The organism is Clostridium fessum, from assembly GCF_027698965.1.
GTDB lineage: Bacteria > Bacillota > Clostridia > Lachnospirales > Lachnospiraceae > Otoolea > Otoolea fessa.
In genome coordinates, this window is record NZ_JAQEQF010000001.1 from 153947 (window position 1) to 171745 (window position 17799).

The 17799-nt window shown below is 46.1% G+C and carries 20 protein-coding genes and 1 pseudogene; all 21 read right to left on the reverse strand.

Features of this window, described 5'->3' with window-relative positions:
• Positions 1–41: 41 nt before the first annotated feature.
• Entirely contained in the window at positions 42–1331 is a 1290-nt protein-coding gene (locus tag PG862_RS00610; protein WP_270706195.1) for a type II restriction enzyme, read from the reverse strand.
• Positions 1318–2166 (reverse strand): DNA adenine methylase, encoded by an 849-nt coding sequence (locus PG862_RS00615; RefSeq protein WP_118493355.1) that lies wholly within the window; start codon positions 2164–2166, stop codon positions 1318–1320. Before PG862_RS00615 ends, PG862_RS00610 begins: the two co-directional genes overlap by 14 nt.
• A gap of 314 nt (positions 2167–2480) precedes the next feature.
• Positions 2481–2876, reverse strand: a complete 396-nt coding sequence (locus tag PG862_RS00620; RefSeq protein ID WP_270706196.1) for a prepilin-type N-terminal cleavage/methylation domain-containing protein — start codon at positions 2874–2876, stop codon at positions 2481–2483.
• 135 nt (positions 2877–3011) lie between these two features.
• A complete protein-coding gene (locus tag PG862_RS00625) occupies positions 3012–4355 on the reverse strand; it encodes an MATE family efflux transporter (protein WP_270706197.1) in 1344 nt (447 codons plus the stop codon).
• Positions 4356–4359: 4 nt separating this feature from the next.
• On the reverse strand, positions 4360–4497 hold the full coding sequence (locus PG862_RS00630) for a hypothetical protein (RefSeq protein ID WP_182457033.1): 138 nt from the start codon (positions 4495–4497) through the stop codon (positions 4360–4362).
• Between the two features lie 240 nt (positions 4498–4737).
• Complete coding sequence (locus PG862_RS00635; RefSeq protein WP_118742821.1) at positions 4738–5406, reverse strand: aspartate/glutamate racemase family protein; 669 nt, start codon at positions 5404–5406, stop codon at positions 4738–4740.
• Between the two features lie 78 nt (positions 5407–5484).
• Positions 5485–6426 (reverse strand): aminopeptidase, encoded by a 942-nt coding sequence (locus PG862_RS00640; RefSeq protein WP_270706198.1) that lies wholly within the window; start codon positions 6424–6426, stop codon positions 5485–5487.
• A 13-nt stretch (positions 6427–6439) separates the two neighbouring features.
• A complete protein-coding gene (locus PG862_RS00645) occupies positions 6440–7117 on the reverse strand; it encodes an AroM family protein (protein ID WP_243032015.1) in 678 nt (225 codons plus the stop codon).
• A gap of 166 nt (positions 7118–7283) precedes the next feature.
• Positions 7284–8369, reverse strand: a complete 1086-nt coding sequence (locus PG862_RS00650) for a DUF917 domain-containing protein (protein WP_118469235.1) — start codon at positions 8367–8369, stop codon at positions 7284–7286.
• A 42-nt stretch (positions 8370–8411) separates the two neighbouring features.
• A complete protein-coding gene (locus PG862_RS00655; RefSeq protein WP_270252219.1) occupies positions 8412–9725 on the reverse strand; it encodes a cytosine permease in 1314 nt (437 codons plus the stop codon).
• A gap of 16 nt (positions 9726–9741) precedes the next feature.
• Entirely contained in the window at positions 9742–11430 is a 1689-nt protein-coding gene (locus tag PG862_RS00660; RefSeq protein ID WP_118637816.1) for a nitrilase-related carbon-nitrogen hydrolase, read from the reverse strand.
• A gap of 243 nt (positions 11431–11673) precedes the next feature.
• Complete coding sequence (locus tag PG862_RS00665) at positions 11674–12456, reverse strand: IclR family transcriptional regulator (RefSeq protein WP_118471480.1); 783 nt, start codon at positions 12454–12456, stop codon at positions 11674–11676.
• 109 nt (positions 12457–12565) lie between these two features.
• Positions 12566–13105 (reverse strand): histidine phosphatase family protein, encoded by a 540-nt coding sequence (locus PG862_RS00670; RefSeq protein ID WP_117796838.1) that lies wholly within the window; start codon positions 13103–13105, stop codon positions 12566–12568.
• Between the two features lie 312 nt (positions 13106–13417).
• Complete coding sequence (locus tag PG862_RS00675; RefSeq protein ID WP_243022403.1) at positions 13418–13690, reverse strand: hypothetical protein; 273 nt, start codon at positions 13688–13690, stop codon at positions 13418–13420.
• A 3-nt stretch (positions 13691–13693) separates the two neighbouring features.
• Positions 13694–14878 (reverse strand): AI-2E family transporter, encoded by a 1185-nt coding sequence (locus PG862_RS00680; RefSeq protein ID WP_270706202.1) that lies wholly within the window; start codon positions 14876–14878, stop codon positions 13694–13696.
• Positions 14879–14983: 105 nt separating this feature from the next.
• On the reverse strand, positions 14984–15136 hold the full coding sequence (locus tag PG862_RS14405; protein ID WP_243017127.1) for a CNNM domain-containing protein: 153 nt from the start codon (positions 15134–15136) through the stop codon (positions 14984–14986).
• Positions 15137–15192: 56 nt separating this feature from the next.
• Positions 15193–15939: a YoaP domain-containing protein gene (locus PG862_RS00690; protein WP_270706204.1), complete on the reverse strand. Its 747-nt coding sequence runs from the start codon at positions 15937–15939 to the stop codon at positions 15193–15195.
• Complete coding sequence (locus PG862_RS00695; protein WP_107000730.1) at positions 15936–16592, reverse strand: TetR/AcrR family transcriptional regulator; 657 nt, start codon at positions 16590–16592, stop codon at positions 15936–15938. Before PG862_RS00695 ends, PG862_RS00690 begins: the two co-directional genes overlap by 4 nt.
• Positions 16593–16786: 194 nt before the next feature.
• Entirely contained in the window at positions 16787–17257 is a 471-nt protein-coding gene (locus PG862_RS00705) for a flavodoxin (protein WP_107000731.1), read from the reverse strand.
• 122 nt (positions 17258–17379) lie between these two features.
• A pseudogene (locus tag PG862_RS00710) lies at positions 17380–17517 on the reverse strand (LysR family transcriptional regulator); the annotation flags it as partial.
• Positions 17518–17554: 37 nt separating this feature from the next.
• Positions 17555–17773: an ArsR/SmtB family transcription factor gene (locus PG862_RS14410; RefSeq protein ID WP_408639985.1), complete on the reverse strand. Its 219-nt coding sequence runs from the start codon at positions 17771–17773 to the stop codon at positions 17555–17557.
• Positions 17774–17799: the final 26 nt, after the last annotated feature.

The following is a 17799-nucleotide window of genomic DNA, read 5'->3' on the forward strand; positions in this document are numbered from 1 at the left end:
AGCATGATAACGGATACATATAATAATTCCGCACCATTTCCCTATCCTTCGTTCACCAGCGTCAGAATCCAGTACAGCCATGCCCGCACTGAACTTGACCTCCGCACGATCAGATTTTCCCCACAGACCTGGTATTCCCGCATTTTCTTTGCGACATACTCCTTGTCCGGAACATCTCCGATCTGAAGGGCAGCTTCAAATAAATCGTGGAAAATCGGGTGTTCCAGAATCAGGCGGACGTATTCGAGCTGGCGCGCCCTATACGGCAGTTTCAAAAGCCGTCTTCCTATCGCCGTGATATGCACTTTCACGCCGTCCTCATCCGTCTGCTTCTCCGCCAGCCCCAGATAGCGGCACGCGTTGAAATAATAGTCCGACTGTCGCTCCTTAAATCCAAAAAGCTGCGCGATCTCCCCGCCCGTCATTGGATTCTCGTTCAGCCGTTCCACCAGTGAAATAACCTTGTAAAAGCTGTCCGCCTGGATAAAGGTAACCGCCGGTTCCGGCTTGACCTTTGTCCGTGCCCAGACATCGTATAAATCATCCAGCGTGATCTCAATTTCCTCTAAGCTGTAATTTCGCTCCTGCACCAGCCGCAGCGAATTGTAGTAGCGCAGGTCCGTAAATTCATATTCCAGCAGGCGGAAAATATTATTCGAATACACCATAAACACCGGACGGATAGGCTTGTGTATCTTCTCCGCCCAGAGTCTCGCCGGATAATAGAGCTGCCGGATCAGAAAATTGCTGTGGACGACGTTTTTTCCCTCGATCAGCGTAAATACATTCTCATTTTCAAATCCGCCGTCGATCTCGACCTGCGAATTCTGTACCTGGATAAGCGGCTTTTTTTCAATCAGCTCTGATTTTTGATAGTCGCTGACATAAAACTCAAAATTTCCAGACCCCATCCGCCCCGAAACCGTCTGCACCATGCGATCTTCGCCCAGAAAATCATCCAGAATCCCCGTGATGCTCATAACGTTGATCGCGCTGGCTTCCGAACGGATGTCATGAAGGTCGATGGACTCAAAGTAATCGGGTATCTTCGCGCTCGTCACCCGCTTGATACCGGACGGAATCTCCGGAAAATCCTGATATAAGTCAAACTCGCCCAGCACATAGCCGCCGCGCGACACCGGAAGAATCGAAATTTTCTTTCCAAACACCCGCGGCAGGGATTCCCGCGTATCAAATTTCGTCATCAGACGCGGTTCCTTGACTTCACGGATCTGGTCGGCGGTAATGTAAAACCGCCCATGTTTCTCAATTTCCCGCTCAATCCGGTATTTATCAAATAAAATTCTCCATTTATCATCAATCAAGCTCATAATTGCGTACCAGAACTTCCTGAATCTCTCCGCGCTTCTCCGGTTTCACGTTGATCGCGCGCTTGGCATCCACGTGGTCGATGATGTAATCTTTATATAAATCCTCGATAAATTCGCAGGACGAATTGGAAAGCAGGAACTTGATGCCCTTTGCATTCAACATGTCACACTGCTCTTTTAATGCGATCTGCTCTTCCTCCCCGAAGCCGCCCGCGGTGTAGCCCGTGAACGACGCCGATGAGCTGATCGGCATATAAGGCGGGTCAAAATAGACGAACGCGCCCTTCCGGATGCCCTTTAACGCCTCGCGGTAATCGCCGCATTTGATCGTGATGTTTGCTTTATTTAAATACGCATTCAGCGCATGGATAGTCGCCTCGTTCGTGATATTCGGATTCTTATATCTGCCCCACGGAGAATTGAACTCGCCGGAGCTGTTGACGCGGAACAGGCCGTTGTAGCAGGTCTTGTTCAGGTAAATGATCCGCGCTGCCCGCTCGACGTTGGTCCGCGTCTGATACGTCTCCTTGTCGCGATCCCACGCCCGCACCGTATAATAATACTCCTCGCAATTCTGTTCCTTATGGGCGCTCAGCGCCGCAATCAACGCTTCCGGCTCTTCCTTGATCATCCGGTATACATTGATCAGCTCTTCGTTGGAGTCATTGATCACCGCCTTGTTCGGTTGTCTCCCAAAGAGCACCGCACCGCCCCCGATAAACGGCTCATAATAGGTCGAACATTCCGGGATCAGCGGATTGATGCTGTCCAGCAGCTGCCGTTTGCCGCCTACCCATTTGAGGATGGGCATAACGAACGGATTTTTTCTTGACATCGGATAGGGTACCTCCTTCTATTTGTCTTTCTATTCACCTACAGAACCTGCCGCCGGCAGCTTCTTCCGGATACATTGCAACACAAAAACGGGAAATCAGATGTCCGCTTGTGCTCTGATTACCCGTTTATTATAATCGTACAACTGTTCTAGTTTATTATACTTGACTTTGGGGTGGATGTCCAGCATTAGAAGTAGATGTTATCCACTTTACTATTAATTTGTTACTGTTCACTGCGTTCTCAGTAACACGCTTCGCGATGCACAGAATTTACACTTTCTGCGTAAATTCCTTATGCATTCTCAATACTCTATCATTGACTAGTGTAGTTCTCCCCCAAACCCAAGTCACATTTTTTATGCGTTTTATTACAGTGATACACAATTGAATATCCTTTATTATCAGTAAAACTAACTGCACAGGTTCCAGCCTTCATCTCAGCCTTATGCCCATCTAAAAAAGTCACCGAATGCCAGTCATCAGCGTTATCTATATCCCAATAAAGTTTAACCTTCGGATTCTGCTGCTGGGTAGACATATAATCTGCCTGTATTTCCGCATAATATGCCCTGAGATTCGCCCAGTCTGCCGCCACCTTCGCCTTGTGCATCTGTGCCGTAAAAATCGGAATTGAAATTGATACCAGTATTCCAATAATAACCACCACTATCAATAGCTCAGCCAGTGTAAAACCTTCCCGTCTCTTCATCACAAATTTCTCCTTCTGTCAGTTTATGTTATTATACCCATTTTTTTCTCTAATGCAAATACATATTTTTAACAAAATCGATATTCATAAATCAAACAAGGCAAAAGTATGTATTTCCTTTCAGTACATCCAAATTTATCGGGATGACTCCACTTTCTCAGCCGGCCAGGATTTTCTCAGTGCCGCATAGGACACCAAAAAGTTGGCAAGCCATCCTGCCGGCACGGCGAGCCAAACAAAATCAATGCCAAAACGTGGTGCACCGATCAATGCCACGGACAGGCGGATCGCAAGGTTTACCATGTTGGCAATGAGGAATGGCTGCATGATTCCGAGTCCGCGAAGGACTCCATCGGTCGCCATTTTAATTCCCATAAAGATAAAGAAGTAACCAAGCCATCTCATATAATCCCCAGACACCTGATAAGCCAGGGCGGTTCCATCTTTTCCAAGGAACAGTGAGGAAATCTGCGTGTGCAGCGTTTCAATGACAAGGAAAGCAAGCGCCGCAAAACACACATCAAGCACCAATGCTGCATGGTAGCCTTTTTTGATGCGCTGGGTTTTGTTTGCGCCAAGATTCTGGGAAACAAACGGAGAAACCGCATTGCCGATGGACACAAAAATCAGGGAAAAAACATTCTCCACACGCATCGTTGCCGCGTATCCGGCGAGTGCCTGTGTTCCAAAAGGATTTACCACCGCCTGTACGATCATCATACCGATGGATACGGTAGACTGCTGAAGAACCGACGGAACAGCAATCCGAAGCATCGAGCGCAGCTCCTGTCCGTCAAACCAGGCAAAGATACTCTTATACCGCCGCATCCGGTAAAAGAAAATCAAAAGTGAAAACACAGCCGAAATGCCCTGTGCGATCAAAGTTGCAAGCGCCGCACCGAACACGCCAAGTCCCAGACCGGCTACCATCCAAAGATCCATTACAATATTCAGGATTGATGAAAAGATCAGCAGTCCCAATGGAATTTTTGATTCACCGATGGAAGTGAACATGGTAGAGAGAATATTGTACATGAACAAAAACGGAAAGCCCACAAAATAGACCCGCAGGTACAGCACTGCTTCCTCCAGAATATCGGCAGGAGTCTGTAATCCGCTCATCATCGCATGGGAAAAACAAAAGCCAAAGACACCAAGGATGATGCTCAGTAGCAAAAAGCTGATCAGTGATGTAGACACAATCGTTTTCATTTTTCCATACTCTTTGGCACCGAAATAGCGGCTCACAAGCACACCTGCACCAGCACCGGCCCCCAGTGCCACACAAATGAAAACATTCGTCAGCGCTGCACAGGCGCCAACCGCCGCCAGTGCGGAGGAACCCACAAACTGGCCGACGATAATGGAGTCCGCCATATTGTATACCTGCTGAAAAAAACTGCCGAGAATCATCGGCATTGCAAAAACCGTCAACGCTTTCAGCGGCGCATCGGTAATCAAATACTCATCTTTTGACATGATCCTATTCCTCCACAACTTCCTGCTCTTTACCCGAAAGCACAAGCTTAGCAAGTACGATCCGTAACTCGTGTACAAAAATTCCGGCAAAACCAAAACAGGGTCCAGAAATAATTGGCATAACATTGTTAATTCGTTTCATAATTTCACTCATTCACTTTCTGCGCCACAGTTGCAGCTATGGTTATCCGGTGCCTCCATTGCCTTTTACTGTGTTCAGCAGCTGCTGGGAATGTATGTGTACCCAGCATAATATTTATATAAACCGCCAGTTTTTCTGTCTATTTATATTATAATCGATCTTCCATTTAAGATACAATCATTATACACAAAAAAGCTCCGCCTATATTTTAGTATAGACGAAGCTTCCTAATTCTAACTCCTAATCCTCCATATTTTCTCTTCTCAATAGCTCAAACAATGTCAGCAGTCCCTCACACAAAACAGGATCCAGAACCGGAATTCCTACTGTCTTTTCGATGGAGGGAGCAATACGGATACTGGACATTCCTGTACAGCTAAGGGCAATCACATCGGCCCCCATCTCTTTCTGCGCAGCCGCTGCTTTCATGGTGGCTTCATATCCTCTGTCTGTCATCAAATCCAGGACATTTTCTACCCCATCTCCCTTTGCATTGTCTACAATCCGATCACCGAATATCCGCTGATATCCTGACGGTACATCTTCAGTAATCCCCAACACAGCCGGATGACTGCCAAAAAACAGACTCAACGCTGCAGTACTGGCTCCCGCTCCTATAACCGGAATCGGTACGGCCTGTCTTGCCTCCGGAACTCCCGGGTCACCGGCACAGCTGATAATAATAGCCTGACAGCCTTCCTTCCACAGTTCCACTGCAAGATTCACCACCTTAGGTACACCTACAGCGAATGTTTCATCGTCATGAATTCCCTCCGGTTGTTCCGGAATACATCGTGACACCACCTGGAACATAGGGAAATACGATTCTATCAGCTTTCCATGCAGCTGCAGCAATTCCTCGTCCTCTGTGGTCAGCACCCGAATCAGACCAACTTTATAAGTTTTCATATTATACGTTCCTTCTCTCTTGGTTTCCTAAAAATAATTTCATGATCAAAATACTCAGGCAGCAATTGGAGTATCTCCTTAAATCTGGAAAACTCCATCTAATATAACTAGCTTGTCATCCAAATACAATGTGGGATTCTTAATAATTCCGTCCATATGGCAGTCTGCCTGATTATTTCCTCCAAATCCTACGTTAGTACCAAAGGCAATATGGACCGTTTGATAAGCTTTCTCATCCTCCAGAATAACGCCGATCAGTCTGGCCGCATAGTTGGTTCCAATGCCCAGTTCACACAGAGTGGCATTGTTCTTATTTCTCAAGAGAATCTCCAGTTTCTCTGCTTCTTTTCCCTGGATGCTTTGAAGAACCCCGTCCTTCACTTTCACTTCCAAAGGCTGTTCTAATAAACCGATTCCAACCATAGATCCATCAATTACCATCGTACCATTTGCTCCTGTCTCTATCGGAGCTATGTAGGACTCTCCGGAAGGAAGATTTCCCGCCTGCCCCTTTTCCCGATAGACACCAGGGCTAGATACTCCACGCCGTCCCCGAAGATCCAGCGTTAAAACATGTCCATCTTTCTCTATGCGTGCTGTATTGGCATTCGTCAATAAGTCAGTCACCTGCTCTGTAAGTGCCATAACACGACTGTAATCTGCAGTCATAGCACCCTTGGCAAACATTTCCTCCGTGATTCCCGGCATTGTAGCAATCCTTGCTCCAGCTTTCGCTGCCTCAATTTTGGCTCGTGTATGCGTAATAGATGTTTTCATGGGGCAAATCACCACATCCGCCGCTTTCATGGCAGCTGCCACTACAGCGGGTGGTTCCTGACCAGACACCTCTCTAGCAGTCATAGTCATTAACATAGCTTCTGCTTTCAAAAGTTTAGCTGCCTGATACAAGGTCTGACCAATGGCATACTTCTCATCATCGGTCACTATCAGTACATTCTCCCCCGGTTTGACATTCATGCAGTTTGTTAAAATATTTTTTCCAATTTCCGCCAGTTCCATCGCATTTCCCCCCTTATGACAGCAGTTCCATCATAGCCCGGACTGCAAGTGTCCGGGACAAAATCACCCGTTTTCCAGACAATTTTTGAAATTGTTCTTTCATTCCGATATTATAGCCAATGCAGTCCATTACCACCAGATCCACATCCATTTTCGCTGCAGCTCTAGCCGCCGCATCCAAATCATCCTGGCTACCGTAGGGAGAAGCCGGAATAATAATACTCTCCTTTACATACTGATTCCACTTTTTCTCTGTCTGATCCACGTGCTGCGGTGTTGGAACCACTACAGCGATCTTTCCTCGATTAGACAAGGCTGGCACAAGCCCATTAAGCACCTTGCACGGAAAAATCAATGGCACTTTAGAATGAAACACAGCCGGAAAATCCCCCGTGCACAAAAACAGAATCAAATTTACGCCCTGCTCTTCCAACCGTTCGATACACTGCTGCAGCTGGGGCAGAATATGTCGTTCGGCAATCATAACCGAACTTCCGTCCCGAAGTCGTGAGATTAAAGTATAATCCTCTGGTCCTGGTGCAAATGCCTGGATATCCTCCCGAGTGAGCCCATCTAATGCACCTGCCTGAATTAGTTCCACCTGCTCACCCATCAGCGGAAACAGTTCTTGTACCACATCCGTCCTGGGTGACTGCCCAATGGTTATTGCTCCAACTTTCATCTTCACCATCTTAATTTCCTCCATCTTATGCTTGTCCTATCGTAACTGTTCAGTACCTTCACAGTCACGCGCAATAAATGCACAAACCTACTGAACCGTTACGTCCTATCTACAAAGGCCCCGCTGCCAGCATTTTGGCGGCGGGGCCTTTCGCATAGATTCCCTTATCTCCTTATCAGAATGACACACAATCCACAATAGGACGGTTGATGATCTTCTCTACGCCCGCCAATAAGTCCTTGTCAAACATGGGAGCCGCCAACTTCAGATGCTGATAACCCACATGAATGAGATAAACTTCTTGGCCCTGCTTCAAGTCAGATGTAGGCGTTGGCCGTCCAGTCTGGCTGTCAAATGTCATAATCAGATCAGGGAATGTGCCTTTGCGCTGTCCATCTGGTCCATCCACCGTCATGTACTCATTCCAGAAAGACATCTCATATCCACCAATCTTAACGATACCTACATCAAAGCCACCTTCACTGCGCAGCTGATACTCCTCTACCGGACCGTGAGCCAATATCTCACCGCCTAAAAATTCACAAACCTCCTGCACACCATTTTCTACCGACTTTTCTAATCCCTGTGAATAACGGCGTCCCGTCTCAATAGCCAGTGACAAGCCCCCCACAGCGCTGTTTTTTTGCAGGAACGAAGCCTTCACCGGGTTCCGGATTACAGCCACAAGACCTCCAGCCTCCACAGCAGCCGCCCGCACCAGTTTAGAACAATGATCAATAGAACCTGTAACTGTACATTCCACGTGTCGGCCCAATTCCTTTCGTCCGCCCACACAGGTCATGGTAGTAATATAATTGGGATCACGATGAAGATTCAGGCTTCCCATCACTCCCGTAGGATGAGCACGGCCGTTGCAGGGAGCGTCTATCAGAGGGATTCCCAGCATGGATGCCTCTAGCCAGCCATTGAACGTAGAACCGCCTCCATTCTCATTAGTAACGATACCTCCTGGACGAATACCCGTGCTTTGAGTAAAGAGCTCCACGCAGCGCATCATATCTGCCGGGGAGACAAACTTCTCCTGTGCGGCAGGAGCTCCTACCATAGAGGCTGTGACAACCACGGTTTCCGGATCAATCTGATCCAACGGGGTTAATTCCAGCTGGCTGAACCGCACAGCCAGATCTCCGAACTCAGCTCCGGTCTTTGCCGAACCGCCTCCACCGCCGCCAAGAATAGAGCCACCAAGAGCCGCCCAACGGACATGTTCTTCTGTCAATTTCATTCCAATATGTTCCATAACTTCCTCCCTTTCTATATTCTACCTCAAGATGCTTCCACCTTAATTCTTCTTATTTGCCACCAGATTAAACACCACATGCAGCACAACCGTAGCTACCATACCATTAATAGCCTGAATGCCCGGAGAGAAAATAGCAACTGCTACACCACATCCCCAAGCCAGAACGGAAGGCCACTTGATAAGTGGAAGGTTTTCGTACGAAATGTCATTATAATTATAATTATGTTTTACTCCAAACAAAGGCAGTACCAAATAATCAGCCACCATAACTGCAGCCATTGGCGGGATTACAATACCAAGCCATGTCATATACGGCACAAAGTAGTCCACCACACCACAGAAACCTAAAGCAATTCCGATCGCGCCCAGAACAATGGTAACAGTACTTTTTTTCTTCACTTCAATAATGTTGCATGTCGCATTGGATGCAGAGTACAGGTTCTGCTGGTTAGTTGTCCATGCAGCTAAAGTAATAAGCAGAGCACCAATGATTCCCGAACCAGTTGCCAGTACGCCAATGTAATCAGATACTACTCCGAAATCCCATGTTTCCAGATGCAGAGCAGCTGCAATACCAGCAATTGGAAGCAGGAAATGACCAAAGAAGAGACCAGCGATCCAAACGATAGAGATCTTTATGATATCCGTCTTTGCAAATCGACCGCAGTCGGGAACAGTAGCCATTCCGGCTGCCCAGCTGCCAATAACTGTGGTAACGCCAGTAGCCATGGTGCCAATCTGACTTCCCGCAGGGCTATAAGAGAACAAAGAATCTACGCCAATCAATCTTACACAGTTAACCAGTGCCAAAACAATAAACAGAAGCAACGGAATCGCTGCAAATGTGCTTAACTTCTCCATTCCCTTAAATCCCTTAATCGCTGTAGATGCCATCATAATTCCGCCCAGCACTGCCAGGATCGGTACGCTTATCGGAATATACTGAGACCAAATCTGCCCAAAGAAGCCCAACTGGGTGGCAAACCAACCCACTGAGGTCACACAGATAATCGCCGAGAAAATATAAGTTCCTACCCGACCTACGGTAAACCGAATCAATGACATTGCTGCCAATCCGGTTTTTGAACCGATATACACAGTCATAATCATGACCGCCACTAATATAATATCGCCGATTGACAGGGCAATAAGAGCATCCCGAAACTTCATGCTGGATCCTAACGCCGTACCTGTAGCCAGGTCTCCTACTACTACATTCCAACATAACCAGACGAAAAACATCTTAATCCATCCGTACCGCTTATTTTGAGGAACCGGAGTATAAATATAATCCTGATCTTCCACGTTAGGCTCAGTTGTCACAGCATTCACATCATGTTTTTTATCGCTCATATGGCTCTCCCTTCTTTTAAAGCACACAATCCGTTTCTTCTATCAACTTGTCATACCATGTAGTATGTCTGGTTCCAAGCATTGGCTTTTCTCGAACCAGGTTTATCGCTGGACATCCACTTTCATCTGACAATATAAATCGAGTATCCATTGTCATATCTGCAAATCCGCTCTCGTTGAGCACCACTTCATTCCGCGGTACTAGGAACATATCTGGACCAAATATGCCGCTCACTCCTTTTTGAGCCGCAAAGACTGCGTATGTACTATTTTCATTAGCCCTTACCCTAGCAAGATGATAATGTTCCACCTCCTGTTGAACCTCTGGAATACCAGGAGGGCACGACGGATTTTCCACCGCTGGAACAGCTAAAATATCGCATCCGCTATTGGCCAGCAATCGAGGTACTTCCGTAATAAAAATTTCGTTGCCTAACAGTACACCGATTCTGCCATAAGGGCGATCAAGGACCAGTCCGGCACGGTCTCCTGCTTCCGCCCACTGTGCTTCCCTCTCAGTCAGATGACTCTTCCGATAGTAATGTCGAGAACCATCCTCGCACAAGCATGCTGCTGCATTCCATAGCTTCCCGTTTTCTTCTAATACAAAGCCCAGAATCACATCCACATGATTCTCCATGACTAGAGAAGATAGTTCTTTCCACACCGGATCATCCTCTCGAATGGCCACGCACTGTGCTTGCTGCAAGTCATCAGGTACACCTCCAAGCACCAGTTCTGGCAGAACCAGCAAGCGCTCTCCTTGCTTCCCAGCTTGACTGATAGCCTGCTTTACAGCCATAAACCCTTCTTCCCGATTCTCCGGTTTCATGCTGCATACCGCCGTTGAAAATTGCTTTCCCTCAAGCAATGGCTCCGTAGCATATGCTTGGTAATACTGGCTCTGATACCATGGATAACGCTGTAACTGAAGTTCACGGTAGAGCTTCGGGCGGCGTAAAGGAATCTCGCTTCGATCCGGCTTCATCTCTAAATCAATCTCAGCCATAGCAATTCCATCTCCATAAGGATGACACGCCACTACTCTGCCCTCTGGATCAATAATCCCGCTTCCGCCGCAGAAATCGAATCCTTTTTCATTTCCGTGTCGATTAGAAGCAATCACATACATACCGTTTTCCTTAGCACGTGTCAGCCAGATAGATGAAGGGATAGATGGCTCGTTCCAGTTCATAGGCGAACACAAAACCTGTGCTCCCATAAGCCTGCTTAACCTAGGTCCTTCCGGATAACTTAGATCCATACAAATCTGTATGCCTATATTTCCAATAGGAGTATTAAACACCTTTACCGGTTCATCTCCCGTTTTAGCCCATGTACTATCAGGAACATAATGGTGCATTTTCCGATGTCGGCCAATCAGCCCCTCCGGTCCTATAAGAACCGCTGAATTGTACAACCTCTCTCCATCCGACTCAGGAAGTCCTGCAACCAAATAGCAATCTAACTCCTTTGCTAAATTCTCCAATAATCGTACCGTTTGCCCATTTGCTATGGGCTCTGCCATCTCGGCCGCCTGTTCCATGCTATCAAAATAGTATCCAGTCGCACACATTTCTGGCAGGACAATGAGCTTCGCCCCTTGAGCTGCTGCCTGACGCACCAAGTTCGTCAGAGCAGCCAAGTTTTTCTCTTTATCCATAAAATGGCAGTCATATTGGATTGCAGCACCTTTGTATTTCATGATTCTCACGCTCCTTTCTATCGTTCATTTGTTTGAGATTCCTATTATAGGAACATCGTTGCTTAGATAGGAATTATGTTTTTATATTAGCATCTTGTCAGAGTCTTGTCAATATATTACATCATTTTCTAACAGATTAATTTTATGTCAATATTTTTAGCAATAAAAAAAGAAACCCAGACAAAAGAGTATTTCTTCTGTCCGAATTTCTCATATTATCATTCTTCTTTGCATCTCAACAAATCAATCAGATATTCTACTGTAATAGTTTGAGCCCATTTGATTATTGATCTCAACAGCCAGTTGACGCCCCTGCTGAATATATTTCTCCACAGCGTCTGGTCGTTCCAAATCATATACTCCCCCTACACTCAGACCAGCCACTAGCTGGTTAGCTGAGTTATAGATAGGAAATCCGACGGCAAACAGTCCCTCTGTCAGCCTGTTATGAGTAATATCATATCCACGAGCTCGAGCAGCTTTCAAATCCTCCTTCAGCTGAGTCTTCTCCTCTTCTGCCAACTCTAAGCTATTGAGATAGTTGCTTTGAAATTGAGGCGAAGCAAATGCCAGTAATACTCGATTGCTTGCCCCACGAAACAACGGGTATACTCCCCCCACAAACACTGAACTCAAACGCCCAGTATTATCTGAAACCACACGATCCACACACAAACTCTGATTCCCACACGGAATAGTAAGATAAGTGCTGATCTTGGTGCGCTCATGGAAATTCCAAAGAAAATCGTGAGCAATTCGTTTAACATCCAGCCTATGCACCGCACAAAATCCCAATATCAGCACCTGCTCTCCCAAAGAGTACTGTTTCGTAAAAGGATCCTGTATTAAGAATCCCTCTTCGGTCAAAGTATGTACCAATCGATAGGCGATGGTTTTTCCCACCCCCAGCTCCCTGGCAATCGACGGCAGAGACAGTGTATTCTGCTGTCTGAACATTTCTAAAATAGTTAGGGCACGGCCAACCGTCTGCAGGTAGCTCGCATCCTCCTTTTTATTTGGATTCATCTCTCCTCCTTGCGTTTGTAATTTTGTAACCGTTCAGTACCTTCACAGTTACGTGATTTTTACTCTCCCGTTGCTTCCCGGTAAGCTTTACTGCCCCCCTCGCTCCAGATTAGAAGTCATACCGCACCACCTGGCAGTTTTTTACGCCAAAGGATGCAAATTCTTCATTGGTCATATCCGTAAAATACGACTGAATCATCCTTGAAATTCCATTGTGTGCCACCAGAATGTATGTCTTATGGTCAGACTCCTGTTTTATCTCATCCAGCAGATTATAGATACGCTGTGCAAGCTGCAGCATGGATTCTCCCCCTTCATATCGGCAGGCAAAGGACTCTTTCGCCTTCTTAAACTCTTTGCCGTCTCTCGGCGTAGACTCCCATTTTCCAAAGTTCTGCTCTATGAGTCTTGGTTCTTCCCTGCAGGGAATCCCGCTCATTTCAGAAATAATTTTTGCTGTATCTGCTGCACGGCTAAGGGGTGAATAGAGAATTTCATCTGCCTTGATTCCGCTTTCTACAATATTTTTCCCGGTTTCAGCCGCCTGCTGCCGTCCATGCTCCGTCAACGGACTGTCTGTTGCTCCGCAAATTTTATTCTCCACATTCCACACAGTCTGTCCGTGTCTTACAAAATAAAAATGTCCCATGATGTCATCCCTTCTCATTAGCTTCGCAAGCTTTTTTATACCCAGGAAATTCCCTGCTGCCTATCATCGTCATACATCATTTCCGTCATTGATAATCCCGGGAAAGCAACTGTCATAATTGTATTATAACTATACTCAGGTTAAGATACAACTCTATCCTTTACTGGGCACGTATGCGCAAACAGTTCCAGTGCTGTTCTCAAAATCCGTTTCTTTGTGCCTTCTGCCATAATTATTTTCTTCATTAAAGTAACCATTCGATAACTACGCTATGATTACCGAATGGTTACTTATCAAGAACTAATGAATAATTCAAGTCGAACGTCTTCCATTTGACTTGCCTCCCTCGAAAACCCTTCGTTTTTCCTCGAACGGCAGCCCTAGATCAATGCCGGCTGCTTCCGACTCCCCCAACTTATCAGCAGATACTTTCAGAACCACACCATACCATTTATTATTGTCGTTGCGCCTCAGCACAGCTTTCCAGTCATTCCAGGGATATTCCAGCTCTGCGCCGTAATGGTCATCCATCTCATCGTAAATAATATGCTCGATAATTGCCGTGGTCTTTGTTGAATAGACCACAACTTAAAGGGTGCTTGCTTTCTTCATGAACTCCAGATAAAGGCTGAACAGCACGGCGCAGACGGGAACGCTGAACAGCATCCCTAAGATGCCAAATGCTTCGCCGCCAATCGTAACAGCCATCAGCACAAGCAGTCCAGGAAGTCCGACGGACTTGCCGACCACCTTGGGATAAATCAGATTGCCCTCCACCTGCTGCAAAACGACCAGAAAGAGAATGAACCACAGAGCCTTGCCAGGTTCTGCCAGCAGAATTAAAAACGCACCAAAGCCGCCGCCAATCCATGCGCCAAAAATCGGCATCAGCGCAGTGACGGCCACAAACGCGGAGACAGCACCGGCATACGGAATCCCAAGAATCAGCATTCCAAAGAAGCACAGAACACCGATGATAACCGCTTCGGTAAGCTGCCCGCTGACAAAATTTGTGAAGGTCTGATTGGTCAGCGCGGCAATACTAAGAAGCTGCTGCGCCGTCTTTTGCGGAAGGACTGTCACAATGAGTTTTTTCAAATGTGCCGCGACGACCTCCTTCTTTGCAAGCAAATAAAGTGCAAAAACAAGCCCCAAGAGAACATCTACAATAACCGACAGGACAGAGGTTGCCGCGCCCCATGTCACGGTGAGAATCCCGCTTTTCTCGTCACTGATCAAGGCGGTGACCTTCTCAATCAACAGGTCAGAGTCTATGACATATTCGGGCAGGACAATGTTATATTTTGCAGCAAACTGGACAACGCCAGCCCACCACCGCCCGATTTCCTCCACATAGACCGGAATGTTTTGGATAAACTCATCGCCGGATTCCCGCAAGCTGGGGAGCATCATAAACACCACAGCAAATAGAATTCCAAGGATAAGCACGGTGCTTGCTGTCAGGCACACGGGGCGAGTCAGCTTTGCAGGAGCTTTGCGGCACGCCTTGTTCCAGCAGCATTCCATCGGTCGAAGAACTACGTTGATCAAAAAAGCAATCGCGCCGCCGATCAGAAACGGAGTGAACAGTGCAAGCACCTTGCCGAGAAAACACAAAACAGCGTCAAGGTTTACCAGCGCCCATGCGAATACAATAAGCAGCAAAAAAGCACGGATGATATAGCGAATGATCGTCTCGTCCGGCCATTTGCCTCCCTGCGGTGCGGGTGTTTCATTTTTGTTAGAGGTTAGATTTTGCAATTTTTTCTCCATGTTTTTCCTTTCTGTCAGTATCGGAATCCCTTTTTTAAATCCGAAAGCACTTTTGCAGGGCTTTATACTCACTCCTTGTGAATCGCGCGATAGCTTTATTGTGTATTACAACGGTGTCAGGACCCAAATCCAGAGGCGAATAAACGGAGCACTGAACAACGCAAAGCGTTCAGGGGTATCCTTCGCAACACCCTTTGGGGTGATCGCACCAATATCTCCGTAAAGTTCGACAAACAGAAGCGTGACGATGCTTCGCATCCTTGCGGAGCGTTTATGTTGCGACTCAAAAGCGACACAAAAATAGCGGAGTAAAATCAATTTTGTAAACCTGCCAGCGCCAGGAATTTTTTATCTGACTGGATACTCTGTGTCAGAAACTGACCGTCCCGAAACAGTGCATAAGTCGTGACCGGTGCAGGTACATTCTGTGCTGATTCTTTGTCAGTGATGTGGATGGCATTGAACGGGATACCATGTTCCTTTGCCGCCTCCTGCACCTTTGGTACCCAATAATAGGTATATGGGCATTGATCGGTGTAATAAAGAACAAAACCTGCTTCTTCAATCACCGGATGTTTCGCACATTCCTTGAAATACGGCGGTTGTGCCCCCGATTCAATGGAAAGATACATAAGATTGATCCCGCAGTCGGATATGTCTGCCACACGGAAACCCTTATAAGTAAGGAATTTCGGGTCAGCGAGGAATTCCCGCTTTCGGCCCTCCGCGCACAAAATGCAAATACCTTTCTTTCCCTGCACCCTGGCATCACAGATACACGCCTCCAGCAGATCATTTGAGTATCCGCGTCCCTTCATGGAGCCGGATACCCATAGACAGTTAATGTAAAGATAACCATCTGCCGCAATCGGCACCCAGGCGTTTTCAGCCGGAATGTATTCAATAAAGCATTTACCGCGTTCCTCACTGCGATAGAAAACAAGTCCATCATCAAAGCGCTGCCGCAGCCATTCCTTTTTTACAACACTCTGCTTACCGGACATGGCGCAGCAGATATGTTCCTTGTCAATATTGTCTTTGGTGATCCGAATATAGTTCATCCGTTATTCCTCCTGCTTAAAACAGCTGTCCCGGCAGCTTCTGATCTGTAACCAGCCTCAACCTTGGCAATAAAGCGATCAATGTGTGTCGCCAATAAGGAAGAAACCGATTCTTTTTCCTCCGCACCGTCGTAGACACTGTATAGAAGATACATTGGCCCATAGAATTCCAACGCCAGCTGCATAGCCTCCTCATCAGAATCTGCCAATTTGCGGAAGATGGCTGCCATATACTCCAGAGGACCGCCCGCCAGATAGTCGTGGTGAAGCTGTGCAAGCTTGGAATCACGGTATTGCTCCAGCGTCAGCATTTTACGGAAATTGGAGGAAAACGGCTCCTTTGTCCAATGGTCAAACTGGGCAAGGCTGTATGTGCGAATTTTTTGAATTGGTGTATGCAGATATGCTTCCGCAAAGCCGTCTGGTTCCGTTTCCGGCATTTCATACGCCTCAGCGCGCTCATAGTCCATCTTGTTCATTCGCTCCACGATCTTATCTAAGATTTCCTGTTTGCTGGCATAGTGCTTATATAAAGCAGCTTTCGTAATTCCCAACTGCCCTGCAATATCATTCATAGATGTCCCCAGATAGCCGTTCTGCGCAAACAGTTCCAGTGCTGTTCTCAAAATCCGTTCCTTTGTACCCTCTGCCATAATTATCTCCTTTATCAAAGTAACCATTCGGTAACTACATTATAGTTACCGAATGGTTACTTGTCAAGAACGAATGAAAAAATTATGCCCTTTCGTTAAAATGTGCAAACTCCGGCGCAAATTCGCCAAGCGCATTTCTTCCTGCTGTCTGTACCATTTTTTCCATATTCTGTATACTTCCATAACACTGCTGTTTATAAAGAATTTACCCACTCACTGACTTTCTGTTTTGTTCCGCGGTTTAACAGACTGCCTTCTGTGATAACAGCCTCTGGTGCGGATGGCTGCAATTCTTTTACAGTATTACCGAATCCACTTCCACCGGATGTTGCAAAAAGAACGATCTTTTTACCGCTGAAATCATAGGCTTCCAAAAATGTATTGATAATTGTTGGAGCTACATACCACCAGATAGGGAATCCCAGAAGGATTTCATCATAAGAGCTCATATCTATCTCTTTCTTCATAATCTCCGGTCTGTATTTCTTATCACTCATTTCCACACTGCTCCGAGATTTTTTATCCATCCAGTCAAGATCAGCCTTTGTATATGGAACTTTTGGCTCAATCTCAAATAAATCAGCTTTTGCTTCCTCTGCAATCATCTCTGCTACTTTTTTTGTTGTTCCGCTTGCACTGAAAAATGCCACTAATTTTTTACTCATAATAAAAAGCCCCTTTCTTTGCAAATTTCTTGTATAAAAATAGATGTATAAGATTTGAATTTCTCTTATACATCTATTTTATACCCATTATTTTATTATGTCTAATGCTTATATTGAATTCTATCTACAAGTCCTTTTTTCATCATCTCATAAACCGTATCTGCTGTTGCGGTATGAAGTTCAATCTGAATCAGTGGGTATTTTTCTTTATACGTTTTACATATCCTTGCCAAGGTCTCTACTGCCGCAAATTCACCGCATAGCTCAAATTTTATGCTGTAATGCCATTACGATTTCTTACAATACAAATTCCGTCATTTCGGTCATATTCATCCAGCAGTTCTGGATAATGCGTAGTGAAAATAAGCGTTTTAGAACATAGTAAATAGCCTTTCCACTCCTGCGCCAGCGAACCAAACCTTTCATGCGTAAAATACGGATATGGTGAGAAACAGCGGACTCTGACCTATTCAGTTTGTCTGCAACTTCACTGACACATGCTTCTGAGGGACCAATTTAAAATAAAGCCTTCATGCGGGAAG

Bases quoted from the DNA above. Each gene is read 5' to 3' on its own strand.
- PG862_RS00695 (WP_107000730.1), bottom strand. From the start codon at position 16,592: ATGGCAGAGGGTACAAAGGAACGGATTTTGAGAACAGCACTGGAACTG.
- PG862_RS00660 (WP_118637816.1), bottom strand. From the start codon at position 11,430: ATGAAATACAAAGGTGCTGCAATCCAATATGACTGCCATTTTATGGAT.
- PG862_RS00630 (WP_182457033.1), bottom strand. From the start codon at position 4,497: ATGAAACGAATTAACAATGTTATGCCAATTATTTCTGGACCCTGTTTT.
- PG862_RS00625 (WP_270706197.1), bottom strand. From the start codon at position 4,355: ATGTCAAAAGATGAGTATTTGATTACCGATGCGCCGCTGAAAGCGTTG.
- PG862_RS00690 (WP_270706204.1), bottom strand. From the start codon at position 15,939: ATGAACTATATTCGGATCACCAAAGACAATATTGACAAGGAACATATC.
- PG862_RS00650 (WP_118469235.1), bottom strand. From the start codon at position 8,369: ATGGAACATATTGGAATGAAATTGACAGAAGAACATGTCCGTTGGGCG.
- PG862_RS00680 (WP_270706202.1), bottom strand. From the start codon at position 14,878: ATGGAGAAAAAATTGCAAAATCTAACCTCTAACAAAAATGAAACACCC.
- PG862_RS00640 (WP_270706198.1), bottom strand. From the start codon at position 6,426: ATGGAACTGGCGGAAATTGGAAAAAATATTTTAACAAACTGCATGAAT.
- PG862_RS00705 (WP_107000731.1), bottom strand. From the start codon at position 17,257: ATGAGTAAAAAATTAGTGGCATTTTTCAGTGCAAGCGGAACAACAAAA.
- PG862_RS00645 (WP_243032015.1), bottom strand. From the start codon at position 7,117: ATGGTGAAGATGAAAGTTGGAGCAATAACCATTGGGCAGTCACCCAGG.
- PG862_RS00655 (WP_270252219.1), bottom strand. From the start codon at position 9,725: ATGAGCGATAAAAAACATGATGTGAATGCTGTGACAACTGAGCCTAAC.
- PG862_RS00615 (WP_118493355.1), bottom strand. From the start codon at position 2,166: ATGTCAAGAAAAAATCCGTTCGTTATGCCCATCCTCAAATGGGTAGGC.
- PG862_RS00620 (WP_270706196.1), bottom strand. From the start codon at position 2,876: ATGAAGAGACGGGAAGGTTTTACACTGGCTGAGCTATTGATAGTGGTG.
- PG862_RS00665 (WP_118471480.1), bottom strand. From the start codon at position 12,456: ATGAATCCAAATAAAAAGGAGGATGCGAGCTACCTGCAGACGGTTGGC.
- PG862_RS00635 (WP_118742821.1), bottom strand. From the start codon at position 5,406: ATGAAAACTTATAAAGTTGGTCTGATTCGGGTGCTGACCACAGAGGAC.
- PG862_RS00670 (WP_117796838.1), bottom strand. From the start codon at position 13,105: ATGGGACATTTTTATTTTGTAAGACACGGACAGACTGTGTGGAATGTG.
- PG862_RS14405 (WP_243017127.1), bottom strand. From the start codon at position 15,136: ATGCGAAGCATCGTCACGCTTCTGTTTGTCGAACTTTACGGAGATATT.
- PG862_RS00610 (WP_270706195.1), bottom strand. From the start codon at position 1,331: ATGAGCTTGATTGATGATAAATGGAGAATTTTATTTGATAAATACCGG.